Raw genomic sequence first — 25,862 nt, 5'->3', positions numbered from 1 at the left:
GTTTAAAGTAGGTTGACAGATGGATACGATTGAAAATCTCATTATTGCGATTGTGAAACCTTTGATTTCACAACCTGATGCCTTAACTATCAAGATTGAAGACACACCAGAGTTTTTGGAGTATCACTTGGATCTTGACCAAAGCGATGTCGGTCGTGTTATCGGTCGTAAGGGTCGCACTATCTCAGCGATAAGAACGATTGTCTACTCTGTCCCAACTGAAGACAAAAAAGTAAGAATCGTTATTGATGAAAAATAAAGAAAGCGGGACAGATGTCTCGCTTTTTTGTGAGGAGGAGAAGATGAAGGATTTAACGTTTAGACAATTACAAGCTTACTTACTCGAACATTACCAACAGTCTCGGACTGAGGAAGGCCTCTTTATCAAGCTAGTGGAGGAAGTCGGAGAAGTAGCAGAGGTCTTGAATGGGCGCTCTGGTCGAAAAGAGGGTGTCCAGGACTCAAATGAGGAACTAGCCAAAGAACTGGCAGATATCATTCATTATACCGTCGCAATCGCAGCCATCAATGACATTGACCTAAACAAAACCATCTTTGACAAAGATAAGAAGGCTGCCATTAAGTACCAACATGAACGAGATTTGGAAGAATTTTTGGATAACTTCCAAGAGAACTAGGAATAATCTCTTTTCACTGATATGAAAGGTTTCTCCTAGTTTACGCTAGCTAGTAAGAAAGAATGAGAAAGCAATGAGACCAGAGGATTATGCATGGAATGAGTTTGAACGAACTGCCTATAAGACTAAAATGAATCGCCTACCCAGTCCTTACAAAGTTGCCATTTGGGACGACTCTGAGAAAAGATTGGAACTAGAACAAATACTGGATAGACTTCCTCAGAAAGAACTAGCTCGATGGGCATTAGAGAACTCGCGAGATTTCTTATCTTTAATTGATATCGGTGATGAAGGTGAGAAAAATAAAATAATTCGGCAATCTTATGAGGCTTTTGATGCACGATTGAGAAATGAGTTCTCACCTCATGAGTTGAGAAAAGCAGGTTTCGCAGCAAATCTCCTCTCTAAAAATGCCCAAAATCAAATCGCTAAGTATGCTGCTAGAGTCTTTGTACAAGCTATTTCAACAGCCCATATGAGAGGACACGCCATCGTTTCCGCGGATTATGCTATCAAAGTAAGGAATCTCCAAGAGGCAGACAAGTTAGAACTTGTGAGACAAGAACGAGAAAAGCAGATTAGACTGGCTGAATCCTTTTTAGCTAATGTAATAGATAAACGGTGAAAGAAGGCATAAAATACCAATCCTAGAAATAGCATCTAGGATTTTACTATGCTAAAATGGAAAGACAGTCTCAAAGAATTCTAGTCAATCAATCTTGAGAATAGCTACTTTTAAGGGGAGTAACAATCTATGAACGAGAAAACAAAAGTATACCTAGCTGCCTTATCCTTTTCAGCAATCATTGGATTTTCTTTTTTATTTACTAAGATTGCTTTAGGCTATGCCAGTCCTCTCACGAACTTAGCGCATCGCTATACAATCGCAGCTTTAGTGATGGGCGCCCTTTATCAAACCAAACTTATCAAAGTAAGTTTAAGTAGAAAAGATATTCTTTCTATTCTTTCTATTCTTCCTATGAGTCTTTTCTATCCACTTCTCTTTTTTATTTTTCAATCCTTTTCCTTACAGTATATATCGTCTTCTGAAGCTGGAATTTTACAGGCTCTTGTCCCGATTTTTACTCTCCTTTTAGCATCGGTTTTTCTCAAGGAAAAGACAAGCTTGCTTCAAAAGTTCTTTTTATTTTTATCCGTAGCAGGAGTAGTTTTCATCTTCCTTAGTAAAGGAGCGAACTTTGGTGCTGAGACTGCTAGCTTGGGTTTTCTCTTGATGTTGGGATCTGTTCTCGCCAATGCAATAAACAATATCCTCAGCAAGTCCAAAGGAGGACGCTATCGGGCTATGGATATGACAGCTGTTGTGATATTTGTTGGCTTTATTACCTTTAATATGCTAAGCCTGACTTCGCACTATCTAGATGGCAACATATTAGCCTACGTAGAGCCACTTGGACAGCTGCCCTATCTGCTTTCCATCCTCTATTTGGGAATTCTAGCCTCAATCGTGACTGGTAGTCTCTCTATCTATGCTATTGTTCGCCTCGGAGCATCAACTGTCAGTGTCTTTGGTAATCTTGGGACAGTTTTGACCATTCTAGCTGGAGCTCTTATCCTCCACGAACCAATTTATAGCTACCATGTGATCGGAGCAACTTTGATAATTGCTGGAATTTTAGGCATGAACCTGATGAGAAAAAAGTAAAGATTGCTTAGCAGTCTTTTTCTTTATCTAGATGATGCAGAAAATTCAAAATTTTTAATGAAACAAAGTTTAGAAAACGATAATTTTAATATAGCATGATAAAATAGATAAAAGAATGATACTAGGATAAAGAGGAGAGAGTGTAGAAATGAAGCAAAATGATATAGCTGAAGCTATTGCTTTTTATGAAAGAAAACACGAGATGTTAGAGCGTCACATTGTACCTGTCGTAGATTGTGATTTGGTTGTTTATCATCGCCCTGGATGCTCAAGTAAAGGACATATTATTTTTTATCATGGAGCTTGTGGTCGTAGTCAGATGTGGGCCCACCAGTATGATGCCTTTGAAGGATTTGACCTCTACTTTGTGAATGTTAGAGGGCAGGGTGAATCACCTATGAAAGTTGGCCTACCTGACTTAGAAGGTGCTGTTCAAGATGTAGATGCTATTTTGTCCTATTTTCAGCTAGATGAGGTGATATTGGTCGGACATTCTTGGGGAGGAAATCCACTTCAAGAGTACACCTATCGTCATCCAGAACGAGTTCTAGCCTTGGTCATGGTAGATAGTTGGGGACAGCATCGTTACCTATCAGATAAAGAGAGAAATCGTATAAAATATTCTTCTCTTATGTATAAAACGATTCCTTGGAAGGTGATTGCAGATAAGAACTCAAAGATGTGTACAGATAATCCTATCACAAGAGAATTAGTCAAGACGGCCATTATAGAAACTGGACGAGATGTTTTTTTGAACCTTGGTATCACAGGTTTTTTGACTGTCCATGAGATAGACGGCTATCATGGAAATCCTCCTATGCTATTAGTAAGAGGTGAAAACGATTTTCCTAAACACCTAAAGAAGATCTATGATGGTATCATTGCTCTAAATCCCAATGCGCGTCAAGTAACGATTTCAGATAGCAAACACCAACCGATGAATGACCATCCTAAAGAGTTTAACCAGATAGTTGGTGAATTTTTTGAAGAGGTAGTAGTCTTGTAAGATAGGACCTATCCAACTTGTGAAAATCCCTGGAACGTGATAAAATAAAGGATAGAAATAGATACAGGAGACAAGATGAACTACTTTAATGTTGGGAAAATCGTCAATACGCAGGGGCTACAGGGTGAGATGAGAGTCTTGTCTGTGACGGATTTTGCTGAAGAGCGGTTTAAAAAAGGGGCAGAGCTGGCTTTGTTTGATGAAAAAGATCAGTTTGTCCAAACAGTGACCATTGCTAGCCACCGTAAGCATAAGAACTTTGACATTATCAAATTCAAAGATATGTACCATATCAATGCAATTGAAAAGTACAAGGGTTATAGCCTCAAGGTCGCTGAGGAAGAACTAAATGACTTAGATGATGGAGAATTCTACTATCACGAGATTATTGGTTTGGAAGTTTATGAGGGAGACAACTTGATTGGAACCATCAAGGAGATTCTGCAACCAGGTGCTAATGATGTCTGGGTGGTCAAGCGAAAAGGCAAGCGTGATTTGCTTTTACCTTACATTCCGCCAGTAGTTCTCAATGTTGATATTCCAAACAAGCGGGTCGAAGTGGAGATCTTAGAAGGACTAGATGATGAAGATTGATATTTTGACCCTCTTTCCTGAGATGTTTTCTCCGCTGGAGCACTCAATCGTTGGAAAGGCTCGAGAAAAAGGGCTCTTGGATATCCAGTATCATAATTTTCGCGAATATGCTGAAAAGGCCCGTCATGTTGACGATGAGCCTTACGGAGGCGGTCAGGGAATGTTGCTCCGTGCCCAACCTATTTTCGATGCCTTTGATGCCATTGAAAAGAAAAATCCCCGCGTCATTCTTCTTGATCCTGCTGGGAAACAGTTCAATCAAGCCTACGCTGAAGATTTGGCCAAAGAAGAGGAACTGATCTTTATCTGCGGTCACTACGAAGGGTATGACGAGCGCATTAAGACCTTGGTAACCGATGAAATTTCCCTAGGAGATTATGTCTTGACTGGTGGTGAATTAGCAGCCATGACCATGATTGATGCTACGGTTCGCTTGATTCCAGAAGTGATTGGCAAGGAGTCTAGTCATCAGGACGATAGTTTTTCTTCGGGATTGCTCGAATATCCCCAATACACACGTCCTTATGACTATCGAGGCATGGTAGTACCAGATGTACTCATGAGTGGCCATCATGAGAAGATTCGCCAGTGGCGACTTTACGAAAGTCTAAAGAAAACCTACGAGCGCAGACCAGATTTGCTAGAAAACTATCAACTAACAGCAGAAGAAGAAAAAATGCTAGTAGAAATCAAAGAAAACAAAGAATAAAGGAGAATCCTATGCAAGTAATCAAACGTAACGGAGAAGTTGCCGACTTTGATCCAGATAAAATTTACCAAGCTGTCCTAAAAGCAGCGCAGACAGTTTATGTTTTGACTGATGACCTACGTCAAAACCTAGCTCAAGTCACTAAAAAAGTAGTCTTGGACTTGGAAGAAGCAAAAGTAGAACGTGCGACTATCAGTATGATCCAATCAATGGTTGAAAATCGTTTACTAGGAGCAGGTTACATCACCATTGCAGAGCACTATATCTCTTATCGCTTGCAACGTGATTTGGAGAGAAGTGGGTACGGTGACCACATCGCAGTTCACCTTCATTTTGAACAAATTCGTTAAGAAAAAGAGTGGGATGCAATGAACATCTCACTCTTTCTTAAATAGACTTTTCTGTGCTTTTTCTACTGTGGAAGGGACAAAACGGATTCTCTTGATGTCACCAATCCGAATGATACGTGTCACATTTCTAGTGAAATTTTTGACAATAATCTGCTGACGGCTGGTATCATATTTGACAATGTCACCTGTAAAACTTGTCTCAGCGAGTATGACATGAACAGCCTTTTTTTTCTGGATGGCCTGTTCAATTGTGCTAATAAGGGAGTCGTTTTCAGAATAATCTTGTTCATCATGTCCACTGAGAAAGTCTCGTATCTTATCTAAGACTTGCTTGAATGTGTACCTCATAGGCATCTCCCTTCTTATCTATCCACATTATATAAAATTTTCCTAAAAACTACAAGATTTTTACGAATAGACTATAGAAAGCATATCACAAAAAGGAGTTAAAAATGGCAGAATTTACATTTGAAATCGAAGAACACTTACTGACCTTGTCTGAAAATGAAAAAGGATGGACAAAAGAACTAAACCGAGTTAGTTTTAATGGAGCGCCAGCAAAGTTTGATATTCGAACTTGGAGCCCTGATCATACCAAGATGGGAAAAGGAATCACCCTTACAAATGAAGAATTTCAAGTAATGGTGGATGCCTTCAAAGGCAATCAGTAAAAGAGCCACGGGACTATTGTTCCAGGCTCATTTTTTTATCTTGAGAAATAAGCGATGTTTTTCAATCGTTCTAGTAGGGGACGACCAATGAAACTAATTGCAATGATCTTACCAAGGTCCGGGAGGATAAAGGGAAGGACACCAACTGCTAGCGCCTTATCGAATGGCATCCCAGCAAGGAAGTGGAGGCTGAGAATCCCTCCGACAAAGACGAGGGAATCGCCTAAGAGGTTGGCTAGGAAAATACGAATATAACCACTGTTTTTATGGATGAGATAAGATGTAAGTCCAGCATAGACAAGGTCGAACCAAAGATAGCCTGCACTTGGACCGACTAAAATGTGGAATCCAGCCCCTCCCCCTGTAAAGACAGGTAAGCCGATAGCACCCAGTAGGAGATAGAGAGCAACAGATAGGACTGCTTCTCTGGGTCTAAAAACAGTAGCAATCAGACCGATTGCGAAGTTTTGTAGAGTGAAGGGGACAGGACCGATAGGGAGACTGATTTGTGCCAAAACGGCGATAAGAGCAGCACCGATAGCAGAGATAGCGTAGATATGAACTTTTTTCAAAACTGTTAACCTCTTTTCAAAATTATAGTAACTATTATACTAATTTAGAAAGAAAAGTCAACCAGTTTCTAAATTAAAGGTAACAATTTTGTAACGGCCGATTTTGCAAGTAAAAAGAGACCTCAAGAGGTCTCTTGCGATAATTAGCGCATGGTCACAAATTCTTCTGAAGCGGTTGGGTGGATAGCTACTGTAGCATCAAAGTCCGCCTTGGTTGCCCCCATCTTAATGGCAACAGCGAATCCTTGAATCATCTCATCCACTCCGTAACCAAGTCCGTGAAGTCCAACAACTTTTTCATCAGCACCTGCGGTGATGAGTTTGAAGCGAGACTCTTGACGATGGTTTGTAACGGCTGAGTACATAGATGCAAAGCTTGACTTGTAGACTTTGATGTTATCTTGGCCGTATTCTTTGATAGCTTGATCCTCAGTTAAACCAACGGTTCCGATTGCTGGGTGGGAGAAGACAACAGTAGGGATAGTCGTGTAGTCCATCTTAGCATTTGTTTTCCCGTTGAAGATGCGTTCAGATAGGGTGCGTCCTGCCTTGATGGCTACTGGGGTCAGTTCCTTCTCACCAGTAACGTCTCCAAGGGCGTAGATGCCATCTACAACTGTATTTTGATACTCATCCACTTGGATAAATCCACGTTGGTTGAGTGTGACGCCAGCCTTTTCTAACTCCAGACCGTCTACATTTGGACGGCGACCGGTAGCCCAGATAACTTGGCTTGCAGTGTGACTAGAACCGTCTTCAAAATGAATGGTAATACCTTGCTCCGTTTCTTCGAGCTTGACGGGTACCTTATGTGTGTGTAAAGGTAGACCTGTTTTTTCCATTTCATTGACAAGACCTTCAACGATGTAGCTGTCAAAACCACGCAAGGGACGATCACGACGGACAAACAAATCCGTTTTTACTCCTAGAGCGTGGAGAACACCTGCTAATTCAACGGCGATATAGCCAGCTCCAAGAATCGCAACAGAGTCAGGAAGTTGCTCCCAAGCAAAGACATCGTCTGAGCTGCCACCGAGTTCAGCTCCAGGAATAGTTGGGATGCTTGGACGAGCCCCAGTCGCAATCACGATATGCTTGGCACGAATCAATTCACCATTGACGCTGACTGTGTGGGAATCAACGAAATGAGCACGACCTTCAATCAAATCAACCCCATTGCGCTTGAAACTTCCATCATAAGATGAGCGGGCACGGTCGATGTAGGCTTCACGATTTTGACGAAGTTTTGCGAAATCAAATTGAACATCTGAACTTGTAAAACCATAGTCAGGGCCGTAGTGGTGGAAGCTTTCAGCGATTTGCGCTCCATACCACATGATTTTTTTAGGAACACAGCCGACATTGACGCAGGTTCCACCTAATTTTTTCTCTTCGATAACAGCAGCTTTAGCACCGTGTTCGCCAGCGCGGTTCATAGTGGCAATGCCGCCACTTCCTCCACCGATGGCGATGATATCATATTCTCTCATAGAAAACTCCTTATAGCTTTGATAGTCATATTCTATCGTTTTTACTTTTTGAATGCAAAAATCTGCTACGGCATAAGTAAAGAGTTGAAATTACTTGCTAAATATGGAAATAAGATGTATTGTGTAACTAGTACAATTGATGTACCAGAAAGAAGCTGAAAGTGAGTTTTGGAATGCTTCTCTTTTCTCACAGTACAATCATTGTTCAGAGTGGATAAATTTGATATAATGGTTTTTAATGGAAAATATGAAAGGTGTTTTGGGATGAAGAAAAATACGAAAAGAAAAAAATGGCAATTTTACACATCTATCGGAACTGCAAGTGCTGTTATTGTCGGGGCTATGGGGATTTTACTTTTTAGACAACCTTCTCAGGCTGCTGTTAAAGATGCCACCTCTCATTTGGTTGTTGCCAAAGAAGGAACGGTTGCCTCATCTATTCTCTTATCTGGTACTGTTACTGTAAAAAATGAACAGTATGTATACTTTGATGCAAGTATGGGTGAGATTGAAGAAATTTTAGTCTCTGTTGGCGACAAGGTAAGTGGAGGACAAGCGTTAGTAAAATACAATAGTTCTGATGCTCAGGCAGCATACGATGCTGCTAATCGTGCAGTAGCAAAGATTGATCGTCAAATCAATGAGTTGAGAGAATCACGAAGTAAGGCCTTGACTTATTATGAAGAATATGGTGGTTCAGATGCTAGCACAGTATCTTCCCTTGATTCTCAGATTAAGGATGCTTGTGATAACCGCGCAGATGCAGAAGCACAAGTTAAAAAAGCAAAGGCTCAATTAGATGCTACAACTATTCTAAGTACAATAGAAGGAACAGTTGTAGAGGTAAATCGCGATCTCTCCAAATCTTCTGCAGGTAATGGCAAGGTCATGATCCATGTAGTGAGCAATGATAATTTGCAAGTAAAAGGTGAACTGTCAGAGTACAACCTTGCCAAGCTTTCAGTTGGACAAGAAGTGACCTTCACATCCAAAGTCTACCCAGATAAAACGTGGACAGGGAAGATCAACTATATCGCAACTTATTCAAAGAATGGTGCTGATGGAAGTAATGGTACAGGTGCATCTAATGTCGGCTCTAAATATCCATACACTATTGAAATTACGAGTGATATTGGTGAGTTAAAACAAGGATTTTCTGTTAGTGTAGAAGTTAAAAGCGACAGTACATCTCTTCTGGTACCATTAACCAGCATCGTAGAAGAAGAAGGTAAAAACTATGTCTGGGTTGTTGACGAAGAGAATAAGGCTAAGAAAATCGAAGTTAGCTTAGGAAATGCTGACGCAGAAAACCAAGAAATCACTTCTGGTTTGACAAATGGGGCTAAAGTCATCAGTAATCCAACAACTTCCTTGGAAGAAGGAAAAGAGGTGAAGGCTGATGAAGAAACTAATTAGTCTAAAAAATATCTGTAGGAGTTATCGAAATGGAGATCAGGAACTTCAGGTTTTGAAAAATATCAACTTGGAAGTGAATGAGGGAGAGTTTGTTGCCATTATGGGACCATCAGGTTCGGGAAAATCTACTCTTATGAATACTATTGGAATGTTGGACACTCCAACTAGTGGTGAGTATTACTTAGAGGGGCAGGAAGTGGCTCGATTAGATGAAAAACAGTTGGCCAAAGTCCGTAATCAAGAGATTGGTTTTGTCTTTCAACAATTCTTTCTTTTGTCCAAACTAGATGCCCTTCAGAATGTTGAATTGCCTTTAATATATGCTGGAGTTTCAGCTTCCAAACGCCATAAATTGGCAGAGACCTATTTGAAAAAGGTAGATTTGACTGATAGAAGTCACCACTTGCCTTCGGAATTATCTGGTGGACAAAAACAACGGGTAGCTATTGCACGTGCCCTTGTCAACAATCCTTCGATTATCCTGGCAGATGAACCAACTGGAGCTTTGGATACAAGGACAGGAAGCCAAATCATGGAACTTTTGGTGGAGTTAAATGAAGAAGGAAGGACCATTATTATGGTCACGCATGAGCCTGAGATTGCAGCTTATGCAAAACGTCAGATTGTAATCCGTGATGGGGTTATTGCATCTGATAGTGGGCATTTAGAAGGGGAGGGGCATTAAGATGGAAAATCTGAAATTTGCCTTTTCATCGATTATGGCACACAAGATGCGTTCATTTTTGACGATGATTGGGATTATTATAGGAGTATCTTCAGTAGTTGTCATCATGGCTCTGGGAGACTCTATGTCTCGTCAGGTCAATAAAAATATGACCAAATCTCAGAAAAATATTCAGGTCTTTTTCTCGCCTATTAAAAGTAAGGACGGCTCTTTTACCCAAAAACAGTCTTCTCTAACACTGTCTGGTCGAGAGGATACAGCTTATGTTGTCCCACCCAAGACACAGGAAGCATGGGTTAAGGAAGCCGCTAAACTAAAGGGTGTAGATAGTTACTTTGTGACGAATAGTATAAATGTTACTCTGACTTATAAAGATAAAAAAGTTGAGCAGGCTAGTTTAACAGGTGGTAATATGACTTATATGACTGCCACTGAAAATGAAATAATCGCTGGTAGGAGTCTAAGAGAACAAGATTACAGAGATTTTGCAAGTGTGATCTTACTTGATGAAGAACTGGCTAACAGTCTTTTTGACTCACCACAGGCAGCTCTTAATCAGATAATCTCAGTTAATAACTTTCATTATCGAGTTATCGGAGTATACACAAGTTCTGAGGCTAAAACTGCAAAGATGTTTGGTATCGGAGGTTTGCCAATTACAACCAATACATCTGTTGCTGTTAATTTTAATATGGATGAAATCTCTAATGTTGTCTTTCGTGTGAATGATACAAGTCTTACTCCGACTTTAGGACCAGAACTCGCACGCAGAATGACAGAAATATCAGGAGTACATCAAGGAGAATATCAAGTTGCGGATGAAACAGCAACCTTTGAAGAAGTTCAAAAACTCTTTGGATTTATAACCACAATTATCAGTGCCATCGCAGGGATTTCACTCTTTGTTGGTGGAACTGGAGTTATGAACATCATGCTGGTTTCGGTGACAGAACGTACGCGTGAGATTGGTCTGCGGAAGGCTCTCGGAGCTACACGGGCTAATATCTTAGTACAGTTTTTGATCGAGTCCATGATCTTGACCTTGCTAGGTGGGATCATCGGCCTAGTCAGTGCAGCAGGCTTGACAATGTTAGCAGGTATCTTGTTGCAAAATATGATTGCAGGCATCGAAGTTGGGGTTTCCCTCCCAATTGCTCTCTTTAGCTTGGCTGTGTCAGCCAGCGTTGGTATGATATTTGGTGTCTTACCGGCCAATAAAGCCTCTAAGCTTGATCCGATTGAAGCCCTTCGTTATGAGTAATATAAACAAGAGGAAAAACAAGATGGACATTTATCTGTCTTGTTTTTGTATGGATTTTCCTATCGAAAATCACTAAAAATATGATATAATGAAGTGTTAGAAAAACAGGTTTCATTTGCCTGGAAAGGAAATATTATGTCTGAAAAGAATTTTTATATTACAACACCGATTTACTATCCATCTGGTAAACTTCATATCGGTTCTGCCTACACAACTATCGCCTGTGATGTCTTAGCACGTTACAAACGCCTTATGGGCTACGATGTCTTTTATTTGACGGGTCTTGATGAGCATGGCCAAAAGATTCAACAAAAAGCAGAAGAAGCTGGTATTACACCACAAGCCTATGTCGATGGGATGGCAGTTGGAGTCAAAGAACTTTGGAAATTACTTGATATCTCATATGATAAATTCATCCGCACAACTGATGATTACCATGAAAAAGTGGTGGCTCAGGTCTTTGAACGCTTGCTTGCTCAAGATGACATCTACTTGGGCGAATACTCTGGTTGGTACTCAGTCTCAGATGAGGAATTTTTTACAGAAAGCCAGCTGGCAGAAGTTTTCCGTGATGAAGCTGGAAATGTGACGGGCGGAATCGCTCCATCAGGTCATGAAGTGGAGTGGGTTTCAGAAGAGTCTTACTTCCTTCGCCTCAGCAAATACCAAGATCGTTTGGTCGAATTTTTTAAATCTCATCCTGATTTCATCACACCTGATGGTCGCCTTAACGAAATGTTACGCAACTTCATCGAGCCAGGTTTGGAAGATTTGGCAGTTTCTCGTACAACCTTTACATGGGGAGTACCAGTCCCATCAAATCCAAAACACGTTGTCTATGTTTGGATTGACGCTCTCCTTAACTATGCGACAGCTCTTGGATATGGTCAAGATGAGCATGGAAACTTTGACAAGTTCTGGAATGGAACAGTCTTCCACATGGTTGGAAAAGACATTCTTCGTTTCCATTCTATCTACTGGCCAATCCTGCTCATGATGCTCGATATCAAATTGCCAGACCGCTTGATTGCTCACGGTTGGTTTGTCATGAAAGACGGCAAGATGTCTAAGTCTAAAGGAAACGTTGTTTACCCTGAAATGTTGGTAGAGCGTTATGGACTGGATCCACTTCGTTACTACCTCATGCGTAGCCTCCCAGTCGGTTCAGACGGAACCTTTACTCCTGAGGACTACGTCGGCCGTATCAACTATGAATTGGCCAATGACCTTGGAAATCTCCTCAACCGTACGGTTTCTATGATTAACAAGTACTTTGATGGCAAAATCCCTGCCTATGTAGAAGGTGTGACTGAATTTGACAATGCTCTTGCTCAAGTAGCAGAGCAATCTATCGCTGATTACCATACACACATGGAAGCAGTTGACTACCCACGTGCGCTTGAAGCAGTCTGGACCCTTATCTCTCGTACCAACAAATACATTGATGAGACAGCTCCATGGGTCTTGGCTAAGGATGAAGCCCTCCGTGACCAATTAGCAAGTGTGATGAGCCACTTGGCAGCTAGCCTTCGTATTGTAGCTCACTTGATTGAGCCATTTATGATGGAAACCAGTCGTGCAGTCTTGACTCAACTTGGTCTAGCAGAAGTTTCTAGCCTTGAGAACTTGAATCTAGCAGACTTCCCATCTGGTGTGACAGTAGTTGCCAAAGGAACTCCAATCTTCCCACGTCTGGATATGGAAGAAGAAATCTCCTATATCAAGGAACAAATGGAAGGCAATAAACCTGCAGTCGAAAAAGAATGGAATCCAGATGAAGTCGAACTCAAACTAAACAAGAAAGAAATCAAATTTGAAGACTTTGACAAGGTTGAAATCCGTGTCGCAGAAGTCAAAGAAGTTTCGAAAGTAGAAGGTTCTGATAAGTTGCTTCAATTCCGCTTGGATGCTGGTGATGGTGAAGACCGTCAAATTCTCTCAGGAATTGCAAAATACTATCCAAACGAACAAGAATTGGTCGGCAAGAAAGTCCAAATCGTTGCCAACCTCAAACCACGTAAAATGATGAAAAAATATGTCAGCCAAGGGATGATCCTCTCAGCTGAACATGATGGCAAACTAACCCTTCTCACAGTGGATCCAGCTGTACCAAACGGAAGTGTGATTGGATAAAAATAGACAGGACTAGTTCATGCTAGTTCTGTTTTTTTCTTTAGCTATTATGCTTTACAAACTAGTGTGAAAGTGGTATGCTATAGGTGAAGCTACTAGTATGTATTACAAAATAGATTAGAAGGGAGAAGGGATGAAAGAAACTCAGCTATTAAAAGGTGTTCTTGAAGGTTGTGTCTTGGATATGATTGGTCAAAAAGAGCGATATGGTTATGAGTTGGTTCAGACTTTGCGAGAGGCCGGATTTGGCACTATTGTTCCAGGAACTATTTATCCTTTGTTGCAAAAGTTAGAAAAAAAACAATGGATAAGAGGCGACATGCGCTCGTCGCCAGATGGTCCAGATCGGAAGTATTTTTCGTTAACTAAAGAAGGAAAAGAGCGTGTCTCGGTCTTTTGGCAACAATGGGACGATTTGAGTCAAAAAGTTGAAGGGATTAAGAATGGGGGGTAAACCATGAAGAAAATGAAGTATTACGAAGAAACAAGCGCTTTGCTGTATGAGTTTTCTGAGGAGAATCAAAAGTATTTTGAGGAGCTGTGGGATAGTTTTAATCTTGCTGGATTTCTCTATGATGAGGACTATCTTAGAGAGCAGATTTATTTGATGATGTTAGATTTTTCAGAAGCAGAACGAGATGGTATGAGTGCAGAGGAGTATCTAGGTAAGAATCCTAAAAAATTAATGAGAGAGATGCTCAAGGAAGCACCTCGCAGTTCTATCAAAGAGTCCCTTTTGACGCCAATTCTTGTCCTAGCGGTATTACGTTACTATCAACTGCTAGGTGATTTTTCTAAAGGCCCTCTCTTAACAGTCAATTTGCTCACCTTCTTAGGGCAACTGCTCCTTTTTCTAGTTGGATTTGGGCTTGTGGGGATAATCTTACGTTGGGGTTTAGTCCAAGATTCTCCCAAAATGAAAATTGGCACCTATACTGTCGTTGGGATTCTTGTTCTGCTAGTTGTTCTAGGATATGTAGGAATGACAAGCTTCATACAAGAAGGAGCCTTTTATCTTCCTGCTCCCTGGGATAGTTTATCTGTCTTTACGATTTCGTTGGTCATCAGTATTTGGAATTGGAAAGAACCGATTTTTCGTCCCTTTGTCAGTATGATTGTTGCCCATCTTGTTGTAGGCTCTCTACTCCGTTACTATGAGTGGATGGGAATTTCAAATGTTTTTCTTACAAAAGTTATTCCTTTAGCTGTCCTCTTTATTGGAATCTTTGTCTTGTTCCGTGGGTTTAAGAAGATAAAATGGAGTGAAATATAGTCAAAAAGCCGTTGCAAAGCGGTTTTTTGTTATAATGAAGGAAAAAATGTTAGAAATTAAAGGAGAAAAATTTGATGAGATACATAACTCTTGGTCGAGATGACAAAGAATTATCAGAAATTGTTCTCGGTATGATGCGAATCAGTGACAAGTCGGTCAAAGAAGTTGAGGAACTGGTTGAAACAGCCCTCTCTGTCGGAATCAATGCCTTTGACTTGGCAGATATCTATGGTGGAGGTCGTTGCGAAGAATTACTAGGTCAAGTGTTAAACAATCGTCCTGACCTGCGAGAAAAGATGTGGATTCAGTCCAAATGTGGCATTCGCATTGAAGAGTTTACTTATTTTGATTTTTCAAAAGAGTATATTTTAGAATCAGTAGATGGAATTTTAAAAAGATTGCAGGTTGACTATTTAGATAGCTTGCTTCTCCATCGACCAGATGCTCTGATGGAAGCTGATCAAGTGGCTCAAGCCTTTGAAATTCTACACACATCAGATAAAGTTAGAGATTTCGGTGTGTCCAACCAAAATCCTATGATGATGGAATTACTGAAGAAAGAAGTTAAGCAGCCTCTAGCTATCAATCAATTACAACTAAGTGCAGCATTCACACCTGGTTTTGAATCCGGTTTTCATGTCAATATGAAAGGGGACAAGGCAGCTTTGCGTGATGGTAGCGTCTTTGAATACTGTAAATTAAATGACATGGTTATTCAGGCCTGGTCAGTCTTGCAGTTCGGATATTTCAAAGGGAATTTTGTCGGCAATGAGAAGTTTCAACAACTAAACCAAGTCCTAAATCGACTAGCCTTAAAATACGGTGTAAGCCCATCAGCTATTGCTATCGCTTGGGTCTTACTCTACCCAGCTAAGATGCAGGCAGTGGTAGGAACAACTAATCCTAAACATTTAATAGAGGCAAGCCAAGCAAGTGATGTTAACCTGACTCGAAAAGAATGGTATGAGATTTACCTCGCAGCAGGGAATGATTTGCCGTAAGAGGAATTTGCATTTGAGAAATCACAGTCAAAAAGCCGTTGAAAAACGGTTTTTTCCATTATTTATAAATTAACTTGATAGTCTTTAAGTAATATAGTAAAATGGGGGAAATAATTTATATCTACTGGAGATTGGAATGAAGAAAACACTCATATTTTTTGGGGTTGTTTCTCTTTTAACAACTTTAGTTTTATTTCTTTTATTTAAGAATCATAGAGAGAGTGATAACCAGAAAATACAATCAAATACTGAGAAAATAATAAAATCAGACTTTATAGATTTATCGGGAAATTATGTGTCTGTCTCAGGTGAGAAAGCTACTGTTGCTAAGAATGATCAAAATTGGAGAATTTCATACAGCACAGATGAGGGTGATGTATTTGGAGACTTTTCTACGGATTGGAAGGAAGATGGCAACAATAGGTCTTCTGTTACAGAATTTAATAAGTCAGACGGAAATAAGGATTTTAAAATATCTATTTCAGTTAATAACGTAGATGATTCGTCTAAAATTTTAAAGGTAATCATCTTATCTGATGGAAATAAGAATCATAAAATGGTATTTGCTAGTAGTAGTGATTATTTTAAAAATAGTAAGGATAATATTCTTCAAGGAGATTTAAGTGCTTTTGAAGGAACTTATTCTAATGATTATTTGGAAAAAGCAATTGCAGAATCAAATTTTACTTTGTATGGGTATAAAAGAGAAGATTACTATAAAGGCATAACTTCTGTTTTTCCAAGATTATCCTATCAAGATGGATATTGGATCTTTTGGAGTGGTTCTATGCATGCTCAATTCAAGTTAGATAAAAGTAAAACACCGAAGAAAAACAATGATTATTATGAAGTATATTTTGTATGGGATAATAGAAATGCCATTATTGGGCAAGAATTAGTGTTAACATTTATCCCTGCTAATGAAACTGGACCAGATAATGAAAAAACTCAAGAAAACAGAATTCTTTATGGGAAAAGTTATCTTAGACCATATAAAGTGGATTGGTGGCAACTTTATCAACATAACTCACTTTCAGAGGTCGATTTAGATATTGAAGCGATTGAAAATGGTGATATTTCAACACTTGTTGGAACATGGAGGAATGGTCGTGGTAAGGAATTGATAATTAATCCTGATGGAACAACAGGGAATGGAAATAGGATTAAAGTAATAGAAGATTCATCTAAGAAGAGCAGTGTTCCATATGTTAGTTTACAAAGTGGTCCTACGAGTGCAGCTATAGGATTGTTTAAAATAGGATTTAAAAACCCAATGGGTGACCAATCAGATATTTCACGGCCACGCTTAATTGTTAGTCAATCAGCTGGAAATTATGATAAAGATTTTTATTATTACAGAGTAAAGTCAAGTGATTCTCATTAGTAGGTGAAATGTTCAGTAATCAGATAGCATTTGAGCTTTTTTTGAGTTTAATAATTTTATGAAATATTTATTCTGATGTACTCCTCTCAGCTGAACATGATGGTAAATTAACCCTTCTCACAGTTGATTCAGCTGTACCAAACGGAAGTGTGATTGGCTAATAGCGAAAAACCAACGTTAGGCACGTTGGTTTTTCTTGTTATGCGAGAGATTTTCTAAAAAGTGGTCTATCTCCTTTTGAGACTTGAGGACAGTTACTTTCTCTGGATAGATTTCTTGAACCCCCTTGTAGCGTTCCTTAGCGGATTTGCTCCGCCCATCCCAGAGAATCCATCTGATAAAGTCCCAGTCAAAGCGTTCAGGGCAGCCTGCTGCCATACTTTCTCTGACCTTACCTCGATATGTGAGATACCGTTTAAAGGCTCGAAAGAGACAAGTCCATGGTGAAAAATTTAGGAAGATGATTTGGTCAGCTTCTTGCATTCTTTCTTCGTAATAGCACCAAGAGTAGTTGCCATCGATGACCCAGTTTGTATGTTCTGAGAGGAAGTTTCTCATCTCAGCTTCCATCCAATCGCTGTCACTGTCTTGCCAACCTGGTTGAAATTGGAGGGTGTCCATATGTAGTTTGGGTATGGAGTAGTAGTTAGATAACTTTTCTGCTAGAGTTGACTTACCAGCTCCAGAATAACCGATGATTGCGATTTTCATTTTCTACCTTTTCGTAATGGAGGACAAAAAAACAGCCTCTGTGGACTGTTTCTTATTTAGCAAGTTTAGCTGAAAGACGAGCTTTATCGCGGCTTGCTTTGTTTTTATGAATCAAACCTTTAGTTTCTGCTTTGTCGATAGCTGAGCTAGCAGCACGGAAAAGTTCTTCAGAAGGGTTTGCTTCGAAAGCTTTGATAGCAGTACGCATAGCTGATTTTTGAGCTGAGTTTTTTTCGTTTTGTTTAACGTTCAATTCAGCGCGTTTGATAGCTGATTTAATGTTTGCCAATGTTCTTACCTCCATATTTACTAACTATACCATTATATCTGAAAACTTAGGTTTTGACAAGGGGAAATTATTTTTTTAGGTAAATTTCATCGATTTCGTGGTTTTTAGTCTTGTGGAGAATGACCTCGGCGCGATTCCTTGTTGGTTCGATATAGTTTTGTAGATTTATGAGATTAATACTGGTCCAAACCTGATGTGCAAAGGCTTCAACTTCTCCAATCGGCATTTGCGTAAAGCGGTGGTAGTAGCTGTCTGGATCGTTTTGGGCAAAGCTAAGTAGTTTTAAAAAGCGGTCTAAATACCAGCTTTCGATGTCTTCAACAGCTGCGTCCACATAGATGGAGAAATCAAAGAAATCAGTGATGTAAAGGCGCTCATTTTGAGGATTTTGAAAGACATTGATGCCTTCAACAATAACAAAGTCCGCAGCTTTGACACGTTGTTTCTCTCCAGGAACGATGTCATACACTTCATGAGAATAGACAGGAATATCGACATCTTGCCCATTCTTAAGGCGATCAAGGAAATTCAGCAAGGTTTCCATATCATAACTTTCAGGAAAACCTTTGCGATTTAAGATATCTTGCTCAATCAAGGTTTGATTGGGGTAGAGAAAACCGTCGGTTGTCACCAATTCTACAGTAGCATCTGGGAGAGTCCGTGATAGAAGAATCTGAAGTAAGCGACTAGTGGTTGATTTCCCCACAGCAACACTGCCCGAAACCCCAATAATAAAAGGTTGAGATTTGCTTTCACGTTGGAGGAAAATTCCTTTTGAAAAGGCCAAATCATCCTTGGTGCGCTTGTAAATATGGATAAGATGGACTAGGGGAAGATAGACGTCCGTTACGTCCTGCAGACTAATCTGGTCATTGAAACTCTTGATGGATTCTAACTCTTCCTCTGTCAAGGGAGGAGTTGTCTTTCGATGTAAAGATTGCCAAGTCTGGCGGCTGATTTTTTCAAAATGTAAAAATTCGTTGGTCATATTCTTTCCTCGTTCGATATCTTAGTATATCATATTTCTAATCTAAAGAGAGAATGAAATTCGATATTTCTCATTCTGATTCTTGAAAGTTGCTATAAGTTGCTCTAAAAGGTCAAAAATAGAGGAAATAGTACGAAAATTCTTTAATTGTTATCATAACAGATTTAGTTTGTTTGTTGAATTTTAGCTTTGTAAACGGTTTTAAAAAACCTTAAAATATGCTAAAATAGACTTATGAGTAAAATGTATTATGCAGAAAATCCTGATGCGGCTCACGACATTCATGAGTTGAGAGTGGAGTTGTTGGGAGAAAACATGACCTTTTTGACGGATGCGGGTGTTTTTAGCAAGAAAATGGTTGACTTTGGGAGTCAGCTCTTGCTCAAGTGTCTAGAGGTAAATGAAGGAGAGACGGTCCTTGATGTGGGTTGTGGTTATGGACCATTGGGCTTGTCATTGGCCAAGGCTTATGGAGTTCAGGCGACCATGGTCGATATCAATAATCGTGCCTTGGACCTAGCGCGACAAAATGCTGAACGTAATAAAGTAGAAGCAACGATTTTCCAATCCAATATCTATGAACAAGTTGAAGGGAAGTTTGACCATGTTATTTCCAATCCGCCGATCCGAGCGGGCAAACAGGTTGTTCATGAGATTATCGAAAAGAGCAGAGATTTCTTGAAAGACGGAGGAGATTTAACCATTGTCATTCAGAAAAAACAAGGAGCTCCAAGTGCTAAAAGTAAGATGGAAGACGTTTTTGGTAATTGTGAAATCGTAAAGAAAGATAAGGGATACTATATCCTTAGAAGTGTGAAAGAATGAGAGCAGTTGATTTAATCCAAAAGAAACGAGATGGTCAAGAACTGACTGCAGCTGAAATTAAATGGCTGGTAGAAAGCTATGTGGCTGGAACTGTTCCAGACTATCAGATGTCTGCTTTTTCTATGGCTGTTTATTTTAAAGGAATGACCACACGTGAGATTTCTGATCTGACGATGAATATGGTTAAAACAGGTCAGGAGTTTGATTTGTCAGCTATTGAGGGGGTTAAAGTTGATAAACATTCGACTGGTGGTGTAGGTGATAAGGTGACCTTAATCTTGGCTCCACTTGTTGCGAGTTTCGGCGTGCCCGTTGCTAAGATGAGTGGTCGAGGTCTCGGCCATACTGGTGGGACAATTGATAAATTGGAGTCCATTAAGGGCTATCAAGTCGAGCGAAGTCAAGAGGATTTCATTCGTCAGGTACAGGATATTGGTGTATCTGTCATTGGGCAGTCCGATCAGCTGGTTAAAGCAGATAAACTTCTCTATGCCCTCCGAGATGTGACAGCAACTGTCGACACGATTCCTTTGATTGCTAGTTCTGTTATGAGCAAAAAAATTGCTGCAGGAGCGGATGCCATTTTGCTAGACGTAACGGTCGGTGAGGGTGCCTTCATGAAGACGGTTGATGAGGCGCGCGAATTGGCTCAAACCATGGTGGATCTTGGTAAGGCTGTTGGTCGAAAGACAGTAGCAGTCATTACCGATATGAGCCAACCCTTGGGAAAAGCTATTGGCAATCGTCTCGAAATCCTTGAGGCAATCGATATTCTCAAAGGAAATGGCCGAGAAGATATTAGTCACTTTATCTGCGAGCTAGCTCAGATTATGCTTGGGTTGGCTGATATTGAGAAAACGATCGAGGAAATCCGTCAACACCTGGAAAATGGCCAAGCACTGGCTAAGTTTGAAGAAATGGTAGCAGCACAAGGCGGTGATTTAGAAGATCTCTATCGCCCCGTCAAAGTTGCCCATGTGGTGGAAATCCCTGCTCAAGAAACGGGTGTTATTTCAGCTCTTCCTGCAATGGAATTTGGGCTCTATGCCATGAGACTAGGAGCCGGTCGTGCAGTCAAGACTGATGACTTGGACTATGAAACAGGGATTGTTTTTGAAAAGAAAGTTGGAGACTCCGTTCAAAAGGGTGAAATTGTTGCAAAAGTTTATACAAATGGAAAAATTTCTTCTGAACTAGTTACAGAATTTCAAAAATATGTTAAAATAAATGATGGAGTGCAAAGTTTACGAGAAATTATAGAAATTATCTCATAAAACCAGGGAGAATCCGAATATGAAGTTAAATAAATATATTGATCATACGCTTTTAAAGCAAGATGCAAGCCAAGAACAAATTGATTGTTTGCTATCTGAAGCGCGTGAGTATGACTTTGCCAGTGTTTGTGTCAATCCCACATGGGTTAAACATGCGAAAACAGGGCTTGAAAGCTCAGATGTAAAGGTTTGTACAGTAGTAGGTTTTCCTTTGGGAGCAACAACTTCAGCTGTGAAAGCTTTTGAAACAAAAGAAGCTGTCCAAAACGGTGCAGATGAGATTGATATGGTTATCAATGTCGGTGCCCTCAAATCAGGCAATCTGGATTTAGTTGAATCGGACATCCGTGCTGTCGTAGAAGCAAGTGGTGACAAGCTGGTGAAAGTCATTATCGAAGCTTGCTTGTTGACAGACGATGAAAAGGTTGTGGCCTGCCAATTATCCCAGAAAGCAGGCGCTGACTTTGTCAAAACATCAACTGGATTTTCAACTGGTGGTGCCACTATTGAGGATGTTCAGTTGATGCGTAAAACAGTCGGACCAGATATGGGAGTTAAGGCAGCTGGTGGAGCTCGTTCATATGCGGATGCTGTCGCTTTTGTGGAAGCAGGTGCTACCCGTATCGGAACATCTGCTGGTGTAGCAATCTTAAAAGGAGAATTGGCAGATGGCAACTACTGAGTTGATTGAACTAGCAATTGAAACTAGCAAGAAAGCTTATGTGCCTTATTCTCACTTTCCTATCGGAGCTGTTTTAGTTGCCAAGGATGGTAGCATTTATACGGGTGTGAACATCGAGAATGCTAGTTATCCCTTGACTAATTGTGGAGAACGTACTGCTATTTTTAAAGCAGTTTCGGAGGGGCAACGGGAGTTTTCAGAATTGATTGTCTACGGACAAACTGAAAAACCTATCTCGCCATGTGGTGCTTGCCGCCAGGTCATGGTTGAATTTTTTGAACAAGATCTAAAAGTGACTTTAGTCGCTAAAGATAAATCGACGGTCGAGATGACGGTCGGGGAGTTACTTCCATACTCATTTACAGACTTAAATTAGTCTGAGTCACTCTCTGAGTGACGCGGTCCTTGTGGCCAACCAATCCATACTTGCAACATCGTTGCACATCTTATTTAGGAGGTTCAGTAATGAACAAGAAACAATGGCTAGGCCTTGGTCTAGTTGCAGTAGCAGCAGTTGGACTTGCTGCATGTGGTAACCGCTCTTCTCGTAACGCCGCTTCATCTTCATCAGAAATGAAGACCAAAGCAGCAATCGTAACAGATACTGGTGGTGTTGATGATAAATCATTTAACCAATCAGCTTGGGAAGGTTTGCAAGACTGGGGTAAAGAACACAATCTTTCTAAAGATAAAGGTTACACTTACTTCCAATCAACAAGCGAAGCAGACTATGCTAACAACTTGCAACAAGCGGCTGGAAGTTACAACCTGATCTTCGGTGTTGGTTTTGCCCTTCACAATGCAGTTGAGGAAGCAGCAAAAGACCACTCTGACCTAAACTATGTCTTGATTGATGATGTGATTGAAGGTCAAAAGAATGTTGCGAGCGTAAGATTTGCGGATAACGAAGCAGCTTACCTTGCTGGTGTTGCAGCAGCGAAAACTACAAAAACAAAACAAGTTGGTTTTGTAGGTGGTATCGAATCTGAAGTTATTTCACGTTTTGCAGCTGGATTCAAAGCTGGTGTTGAGTCAGTAGACCCATCTATCAAAGTCCAAGTTGACTACGCTGGTTCATTTGGTGATGCTGCCAAAGGTAAAACAATTGCAGCAGCTCAATATGCTGCCGGTGCAGACGTTGTCTACCAAGCAGCTGGTGGTACAGGTGCTGGTGTCTTTGCTGAAGCAAAATCATTGAACGAAAACAAAAATGAAAACGAAAAAGTTTGGGTTATCGGTGTAGACCGTGACCAAGCAGCAGAAGGTAAATACACTTCTAAAGATAGTAAAGAATCTAACTTCGTTCTTGTATCTACATTGAAACAAGTTGGTACAACTGTAAAAGATATTGCCAACAAAACAGAAAAAGGTGAATTCCCTGGTGGACAAGTGATTGTTTACTCATTGAAAGATAAAGGGGTTGAGCTAGCAGTAACAAACCTTTCAGAAGAAGGTAAAAAAGCTGTTGAAGATGCAAAAGCTAAAATCCTTGACGGAAGCGTAAAAGTTCCTGAAAAATAATGGATAAAAGTCATTTCTTAGGAAGCGGCCATCGGTCGCTTCTTTAAGAATTGAGGCAATTTTTGTCTCAATAGAGCTTGTTAATGTGATTAGCAGGTTTTATTGAAATAAAATAAACCTCTGAAAGGAAGAGCATATGGCACACGAAAATGTCATTGAGATGCGGGATATTACCAAGGTGTTTGGTGAATTTGTAGCAAACGACAAAATCAACTTGCAACTGCGAAAAGGTGAAATCCATGCACTTTTAGGAGAAAATGGAGCGGGTAAATCCACTCTGATGAATATGCTGGCAGGACTTCTTGAACCAACAAGTGGTGAAATTGTGGTGAATGGTCAGGTTGTAAAACTAGACTCACCATCTAAAGCCGCTGGTCTTGGAATTGGGATGGTTCACCAACATTTCATGTTGGTTGAAGCTTTTACAGTAGCTGAGAATATCATTTTAGGGAGTGAAATCACTAAAAATGGTGTTCTAGATATAGCTGGTGCTACTAAAGAAATCAAGGCTCTTTCTGAACGTTATGGTTTGGCAGTAGATCCTGCTGCTAAGGTGGCGGATATTTCCGTTGGTGCCCAACAACGTGTAGAAATCTTGAAAACACTCTATCGTGGTGCTGATATCCTTATCTTTGACGAACCTACAGCCGTATTAACTCCTTCAGAGATCGATGAGTTGATGGCAATCATGAAAAACCTTGTCAAAGAAGGGAAGTCCATCATTTTGATTACCCACAAGTTAGATGAGATTCGTGCAGTATCGAATCGAGTGACAGTTATCCGTCGTGGAAAATCTATCCAGACGGTTGAGATTGCAGGAGCAACCAATGCGGACTTGGCAGAAATGATGGTTGGACGCTCAGTCTCCTTTAAAACGGAAAAACAAGCACCACAACCCAAAGAAGTGGTCTTGTCTATCAAAGACTTGGTTGTCAATGAAAACCGCGGTGTACCAGCAGTGAAAAATCTATCCTTGGATGTTCGTGCTGGTGAAATTGTTGGTATTGCAGGTATTGATGGCAATGGTCAATCTGAACTCATTCAAGCCATTACTGGTCTTCGTAAGGTTGAGTCAGGTAGCGTTGAATTAAAAGGCAAATCAATCGTGGGGATGCATCCTCGACAAATTACTGAACTAAGCGTGGGCCACGTTCCAGAGGACCGTCACCGTGATGGCTTGATTTTGGAGATGATGATTTCTGAAAATATCGCTCTTCAAACCTACTACAAAGAACCACTCAGCAAGAACGGTATTTTAAACTATGCCAATATCACTTCACATGCTAAGAAATTGATGGAAGAGTTTGACGTCCGTGCTGCCAGTGAATTTGTTCCAGCAGCAGCTCTTTCAGGAGGAAATCAACAAAAAGCGATTATCGCTCGTGAGATTGATCGTGATCCTGATCTCCTTATCGTCAGCCAGCCAACTCGTGGTTTGGATGTCGGTGCCATTGAATATATCCACAAACGTTTGATTGAAGAACGTGATAACGGGAAGGCTGTCCTTGTTGTCAGCTTTGAATTGGATGAGATTTTAAATGTCTCAGACCGAATTGCTGTTATTCACGATGGTAAGATTCAAGGTATTGTATCGCCAGAAACAACTAACAAACAAGAACTTGGTGTCTTGATGGCAGGTGGAAACTTGGGAAAGGAGAAGAGTGATGTCTAAAAAATTACAACAAATTTCGGTTCCCTTGATTTCCGTATTCTTAGGAATCTTGCTCGGAGCCATTGTCATGTGGATCTTCGGATATGATGCTATCTGGGGTTATGAGGAGTTGTTCTATACAGCTTTCGGTAGTCTTCGTGGAGTTGGTGAAATTTTCCGTGCCATGGGTCCTCTTGTCTTGATAGGTCTTGGTTTCGCAGTTGCCAGTCGAGCAGGTTTCTTTAACGTTGGACTTCCTGGTCAAGCACTTGCAGGCTGGATTCTCAGTGGTTGGTTTGCCTTGTCAAATCCAGATATGCCTCGTCTCGTTTTGATTCCATTGACAGTGATCATTGCTTTGATCGCAGGTGGAATTGTTGGTGCGATTCCAGGTATCCTCAGAGCCTATCTCGGTACGTCAGAGGTTATCGTGACCATCATGATGAACTACATTGTATTGTATGTGGGAAATGCCTTTATTCATGCCTTTCCGAAAGATATTATGCAAAGTACAGACTCAACGATTCGTGTTAGTGCCAACGCTACATACCAGACACCATGGTTATCAGAGTTGACTGGAAATTCCCGTATGAATATCGGAATCTTCTTTGCAATCATTGCTGTAGCTGTGATTTGGTTCTTGCTAAAGAAAACGACTCTCGGTTTTGAAATTCGTGCAGTTGGTCTCAATCCCCATGCCTCAGAGTACGCTGGTATTTCAGCAAAACGTACAATCATTCTATCAATGATTATCTCTGGTGCTTTGGCTGGTCTTGGTGGAGCGGTCGAAGGTCTTGGAACTTTCCAAAACGTTTACGTTCAGGGATCATCATTAGCTATCGGATTTAACGGGATGGCAGTTAGTTTGCTTGCTGGAAATTCACCAATTGGAATTCTCTTTGCGGCCTTTTTATTTGGAGTTTTGCAAGTAGGAGCACCGGGTATGAACGCTGCGCAAGTTCCATCTGAGCTTGTCAGCATTGTAACAGCGTCTATTATCTTCTTTGTCAGCGTTCACTATATTATCGAACGCTTTGTCAAACCTAAAAAACAAGTTAAAGGAGGTAAGTAA

At 40.5% G+C, this 25,862-nt stretch carries 30 protein-coding genes; 24 read left to right on the top strand and 6 right to left on the bottom strand.

Features of this window, described 5'->3' with window-relative positions:
- Nucleotides 1-19 precede the first annotated feature (19 nt).
- From kphA to B7709_RS08910, 8 genes are all read left to right on the top strand, one after another.
- The gene (gene kphA, locus B7709_RS08945) at nucleotides 20-259 is read left to right on the top strand and encodes an RNA-binding protein KphA (protein ID WP_000379617.1); all 240 of its coding nucleotides are present in this window, start codon (nucleotides 20-22) and stop codon (nucleotides 257-259) included.
- A 43-nt stretch (nucleotides 260-302) separates the two neighbouring features.
- A complete protein-coding gene (locus tag B7709_RS08940) occupies nucleotides 303-638 on the top strand; it encodes a MazG nucleotide pyrophosphohydrolase domain-containing protein (RefSeq protein ID WP_084972497.1) in 336 nt (111 codons plus the stop codon).
- 73 nt (nucleotides 639-711) lie between these two features.
- Complete coding sequence (locus B7709_RS08935; protein ID WP_084972496.1) at nucleotides 712-1,263, top strand: putative immunity protein; 552 nt, start codon at nucleotides 712-714, stop codon at nucleotides 1,261-1,263.
- A gap of 129 nt (nucleotides 1,264-1,392) precedes the next feature.
- On the top strand, nucleotides 1,393-2,304 hold the full coding sequence (locus tag B7709_RS08930; protein ID WP_084972495.1) for a DMT family transporter: 912 nt from the start codon (nucleotides 1,393-1,395) through the stop codon (nucleotides 2,302-2,304).
- A gap of 148 nt (nucleotides 2,305-2,452) precedes the next feature.
- On the top strand, nucleotides 2,453-3,310 hold the full coding sequence (locus B7709_RS08925; protein WP_084972494.1) for an alpha/beta fold hydrolase: 858 nt from the start codon (nucleotides 2,453-2,455) through the stop codon (nucleotides 3,308-3,310).
- Between the two features lie 75 nt (nucleotides 3,311-3,385).
- Nucleotides 3,386-3,904 (top strand): ribosome maturation factor RimM, encoded by a 519-nt coding sequence (gene rimM, locus B7709_RS08920; protein ID WP_084972493.1) that lies wholly within the window; start codon nucleotides 3,386-3,388, stop codon nucleotides 3,902-3,904.
- Entirely contained in the window at nucleotides 3,894-4,613 is a 720-nt protein-coding gene (gene trmD / locus B7709_RS08915) for a tRNA (guanosine(37)-N1)-methyltransferase TrmD (RefSeq protein WP_084972628.1), read from the top strand. The genes rimM and trmD overlap by 11 nt, the downstream gene beginning before the upstream one ends.
- Nucleotides 4,614-4,624: 11 nt before the next feature.
- Nucleotides 4,625-4,963: an ATP cone domain-containing protein gene (locus B7709_RS08910; RefSeq protein ID WP_001196053.1), complete on the top strand. Its 339-nt coding sequence runs from the start codon at nucleotides 4,625-4,627 to the stop codon at nucleotides 4,961-4,963.
- 27 nt (nucleotides 4,964-4,990) lie between these two features.
- Here B7709_RS08910 and B7709_RS08905 read toward each other — a convergent pair whose 3' ends face one another.
- Nucleotides 4,991-5,311: a eukaryotic translation initiation factor 4 gamma gene (locus tag B7709_RS08905; protein WP_084972492.1), complete on the bottom strand. Its 321-nt coding sequence runs from the start codon at nucleotides 5,309-5,311 to the stop codon at nucleotides 4,991-4,993.
- A 104-nt stretch (nucleotides 5,312-5,415) separates the two neighbouring features.
- Here B7709_RS08905 and B7709_RS08900 point away from each other — a divergent pair, with 104 nt between their 5' ends.
- Nucleotides 5,416-5,634, top strand: a complete 219-nt coding sequence (locus B7709_RS08900) for a YdbC family protein (RefSeq protein WP_000807436.1) — start codon at nucleotides 5,416-5,418, stop codon at nucleotides 5,632-5,634.
- Nucleotides 5,635-5,669: 35 nt separating this feature from the next.
- Here B7709_RS08900 and B7709_RS08895 read toward each other — a convergent pair whose 3' ends face one another.
- Together B7709_RS08895 and gor are read right to left on the bottom strand one after the other, a co-directional pair.
- Nucleotides 5,670-6,206 (bottom strand): biotin transporter BioY, encoded by a 537-nt coding sequence (locus B7709_RS08895; RefSeq protein WP_084972491.1) that lies wholly within the window; start codon nucleotides 6,204-6,206, stop codon nucleotides 5,670-5,672.
- Between the two features lie 143 nt (nucleotides 6,207-6,349).
- On the bottom strand, nucleotides 6,350-7,696 hold the full coding sequence (gene gor, locus B7709_RS08890) for a glutathione-disulfide reductase (protein ID WP_049520702.1): 1,347 nt from the start codon (nucleotides 7,694-7,696) through the stop codon (nucleotides 6,350-6,352).
- 264 nt (nucleotides 7,697-7,960) lie between these two features.
- Here gor and B7709_RS08885 point away from each other — a divergent pair, with 264 nt between their 5' ends.
- The 8 genes from B7709_RS08885 (at nucleotide 7,961) to B7709_RS08850 (ending at nucleotide 16,849) form a co-directional block, all read left to right on the top strand.
- On the top strand, nucleotides 7,961-9,112 hold the full coding sequence (locus B7709_RS08885; RefSeq protein WP_084972490.1) for an efflux RND transporter periplasmic adaptor subunit: 1,152 nt from the start codon (nucleotides 7,961-7,963) through the stop codon (nucleotides 9,110-9,112).
- Nucleotides 9,096-9,797 carry an ABC transporter ATP-binding protein gene (locus B7709_RS08880; protein ID WP_084972489.1) on the top strand — a complete coding sequence of 234 codons (702 nt, stop codon included), beginning with the start codon at nucleotides 9,096-9,098 and terminating at the stop codon, nucleotides 9,795-9,797. Before B7709_RS08885 ends, B7709_RS08880 begins: the two co-directional genes overlap by 17 nt.
- Nucleotide 9,798: 1 nt before the next feature.
- Entirely contained in the window at nucleotides 9,799-11,058 is a 1,260-nt protein-coding gene (locus tag B7709_RS08875; RefSeq protein WP_084972488.1) for an ABC transporter permease, read from the top strand.
- 135 nt (nucleotides 11,059-11,193) lie between these two features.
- Nucleotides 11,194-13,191, top strand: coding sequence for a methionine--tRNA ligase (gene metG, locus B7709_RS08870; protein WP_084972487.1), 1,998 nt, complete (start codon nucleotides 11,194-11,196; stop codon nucleotides 13,189-13,191).
- 133 nt (nucleotides 13,192-13,324) lie between these two features.
- The gene (locus tag B7709_RS08865) at nucleotides 13,325-13,645 is read left to right on the top strand and encodes a PadR family transcriptional regulator (RefSeq protein WP_084972486.1); all 321 of its coding nucleotides are present in this window, start codon (nucleotides 13,325-13,327) and stop codon (nucleotides 13,643-13,645) included.
- 3 nt (nucleotides 13,646-13,648) lie between these two features.
- Nucleotides 13,649-14,464: a hypothetical protein gene (locus tag B7709_RS08860; protein ID WP_084972485.1), complete on the top strand. Its 816-nt coding sequence runs from the start codon at nucleotides 13,649-13,651 to the stop codon at nucleotides 14,462-14,464.
- 74 nt (nucleotides 14,465-14,538) lie between these two features.
- Nucleotides 14,539-15,465 (top strand): aldo/keto reductase, encoded by a 927-nt coding sequence (locus tag B7709_RS08855; RefSeq protein WP_084972484.1) that lies wholly within the window; start codon nucleotides 14,539-14,541, stop codon nucleotides 15,463-15,465.
- Between the two features lie 136 nt (nucleotides 15,466-15,601).
- Nucleotides 15,602-16,849, top strand: coding sequence for a DUF6287 domain-containing protein (locus tag B7709_RS08850; protein WP_084972483.1), 1,248 nt, complete (start codon nucleotides 15,602-15,604; stop codon nucleotides 16,847-16,849).
- A 177-nt stretch (nucleotides 16,850-17,026) separates the two neighbouring features.
- On the opposite strand, the gene B7709_RS08840 is transcribed toward B7709_RS08850, so the two are convergent.
- The 3 genes from B7709_RS08840 to coaA all read right to left on the bottom strand — a co-directional run bounded on the left by B7709_RS08840 (nucleotide 17,027) and on the right by coaA (nucleotide 18,837).
- Nucleotides 17,027-17,560 carry a DNA topology modulation protein gene (locus tag B7709_RS08840; protein WP_084972482.1) on the bottom strand — a complete coding sequence of 178 codons (534 nt, stop codon included), beginning with the start codon at nucleotides 17,558-17,560 and terminating at the stop codon, nucleotides 17,027-17,029.
- A 52-nt stretch (nucleotides 17,561-17,612) separates the two neighbouring features.
- On the bottom strand, nucleotides 17,613-17,849 hold the full coding sequence (gene rpsT, locus B7709_RS08835) for a 30S ribosomal protein S20 (protein ID WP_001274000.1): 237 nt from the start codon (nucleotides 17,847-17,849) through the stop codon (nucleotides 17,613-17,615).
- A gap of 67 nt (nucleotides 17,850-17,916) precedes the next feature.
- Nucleotides 17,917-18,837, bottom strand: a complete 921-nt coding sequence (gene coaA / locus B7709_RS08830) for a type I pantothenate kinase (protein ID WP_084972481.1) — start codon at nucleotides 18,835-18,837, stop codon at nucleotides 17,917-17,919.
- Nucleotides 18,838-19,071: 234 nt separating this feature from the next.
- On the opposite strand from coaA, the gene B7709_RS08825 reads away from it, so the two are divergent.
- From B7709_RS08825 to B7709_RS08795, 7 genes are all read left to right on the top strand, one after another.
- Nucleotides 19,072-19,662, top strand: coding sequence for a class I SAM-dependent methyltransferase (locus B7709_RS08825; RefSeq protein WP_084972480.1), 591 nt, complete (start codon nucleotides 19,072-19,074; stop codon nucleotides 19,660-19,662).
- Nucleotides 19,659-20,936 (top strand): pyrimidine-nucleoside phosphorylase, encoded by a 1,278-nt coding sequence (locus B7709_RS08820; protein WP_084972479.1) that lies wholly within the window; start codon nucleotides 19,659-19,661, stop codon nucleotides 20,934-20,936. The genes B7709_RS08825 and B7709_RS08820 overlap by 4 nt, the downstream gene beginning before the upstream one ends.
- Nucleotides 20,937-20,955: 19 nt before the next feature.
- The gene (gene deoC / locus B7709_RS08815; protein ID WP_049504503.1) at nucleotides 20,956-21,618 is read left to right on the top strand and encodes a deoxyribose-phosphate aldolase; all 663 of its coding nucleotides are present in this window, start codon (nucleotides 20,956-20,958) and stop codon (nucleotides 21,616-21,618) included.
- The gene (locus tag B7709_RS08810) at nucleotides 21,605-21,994 is read left to right on the top strand and encodes a cytidine deaminase (protein WP_000246096.1); all 390 of its coding nucleotides are present in this window, start codon (nucleotides 21,605-21,607) and stop codon (nucleotides 21,992-21,994) included. The genes deoC and B7709_RS08810 overlap by 14 nt, the downstream gene beginning before the upstream one ends.
- An 89-nt stretch (nucleotides 21,995-22,083) precedes the next feature.
- Entirely contained in the window at nucleotides 22,084-23,139 is a 1,056-nt protein-coding gene (locus tag B7709_RS08805; protein ID WP_084972478.1) for a BMP family lipoprotein, read from the top strand.
- A 136-nt stretch (nucleotides 23,140-23,275) separates the two neighbouring features.
- Entirely contained in the window at nucleotides 23,276-24,811 is a 1,536-nt protein-coding gene (locus B7709_RS08800; RefSeq protein WP_000929834.1) for an ABC transporter ATP-binding protein, read from the top strand.
- The gene (locus B7709_RS08795) at nucleotides 24,804-25,862 is read left to right on the top strand and encodes an ABC transporter permease (protein ID WP_000038688.1); all 1,059 of its coding nucleotides are present in this window, start codon (nucleotides 24,804-24,806) and stop codon (nucleotides 25,860-25,862) included. Before B7709_RS08800 ends, B7709_RS08795 begins: the two co-directional genes overlap by 8 nt.

It is taken from the genome of Streptococcus oralis subsp. dentisani, assembly GCF_002096335.1.
Lineage (GTDB): Bacteria > Bacillota > Bacilli > Lactobacillales > Streptococcaceae > Streptococcus > Streptococcus oralis_Z.
This window is presented reverse-complemented; position numbering and strand designations above follow the sequence as displayed.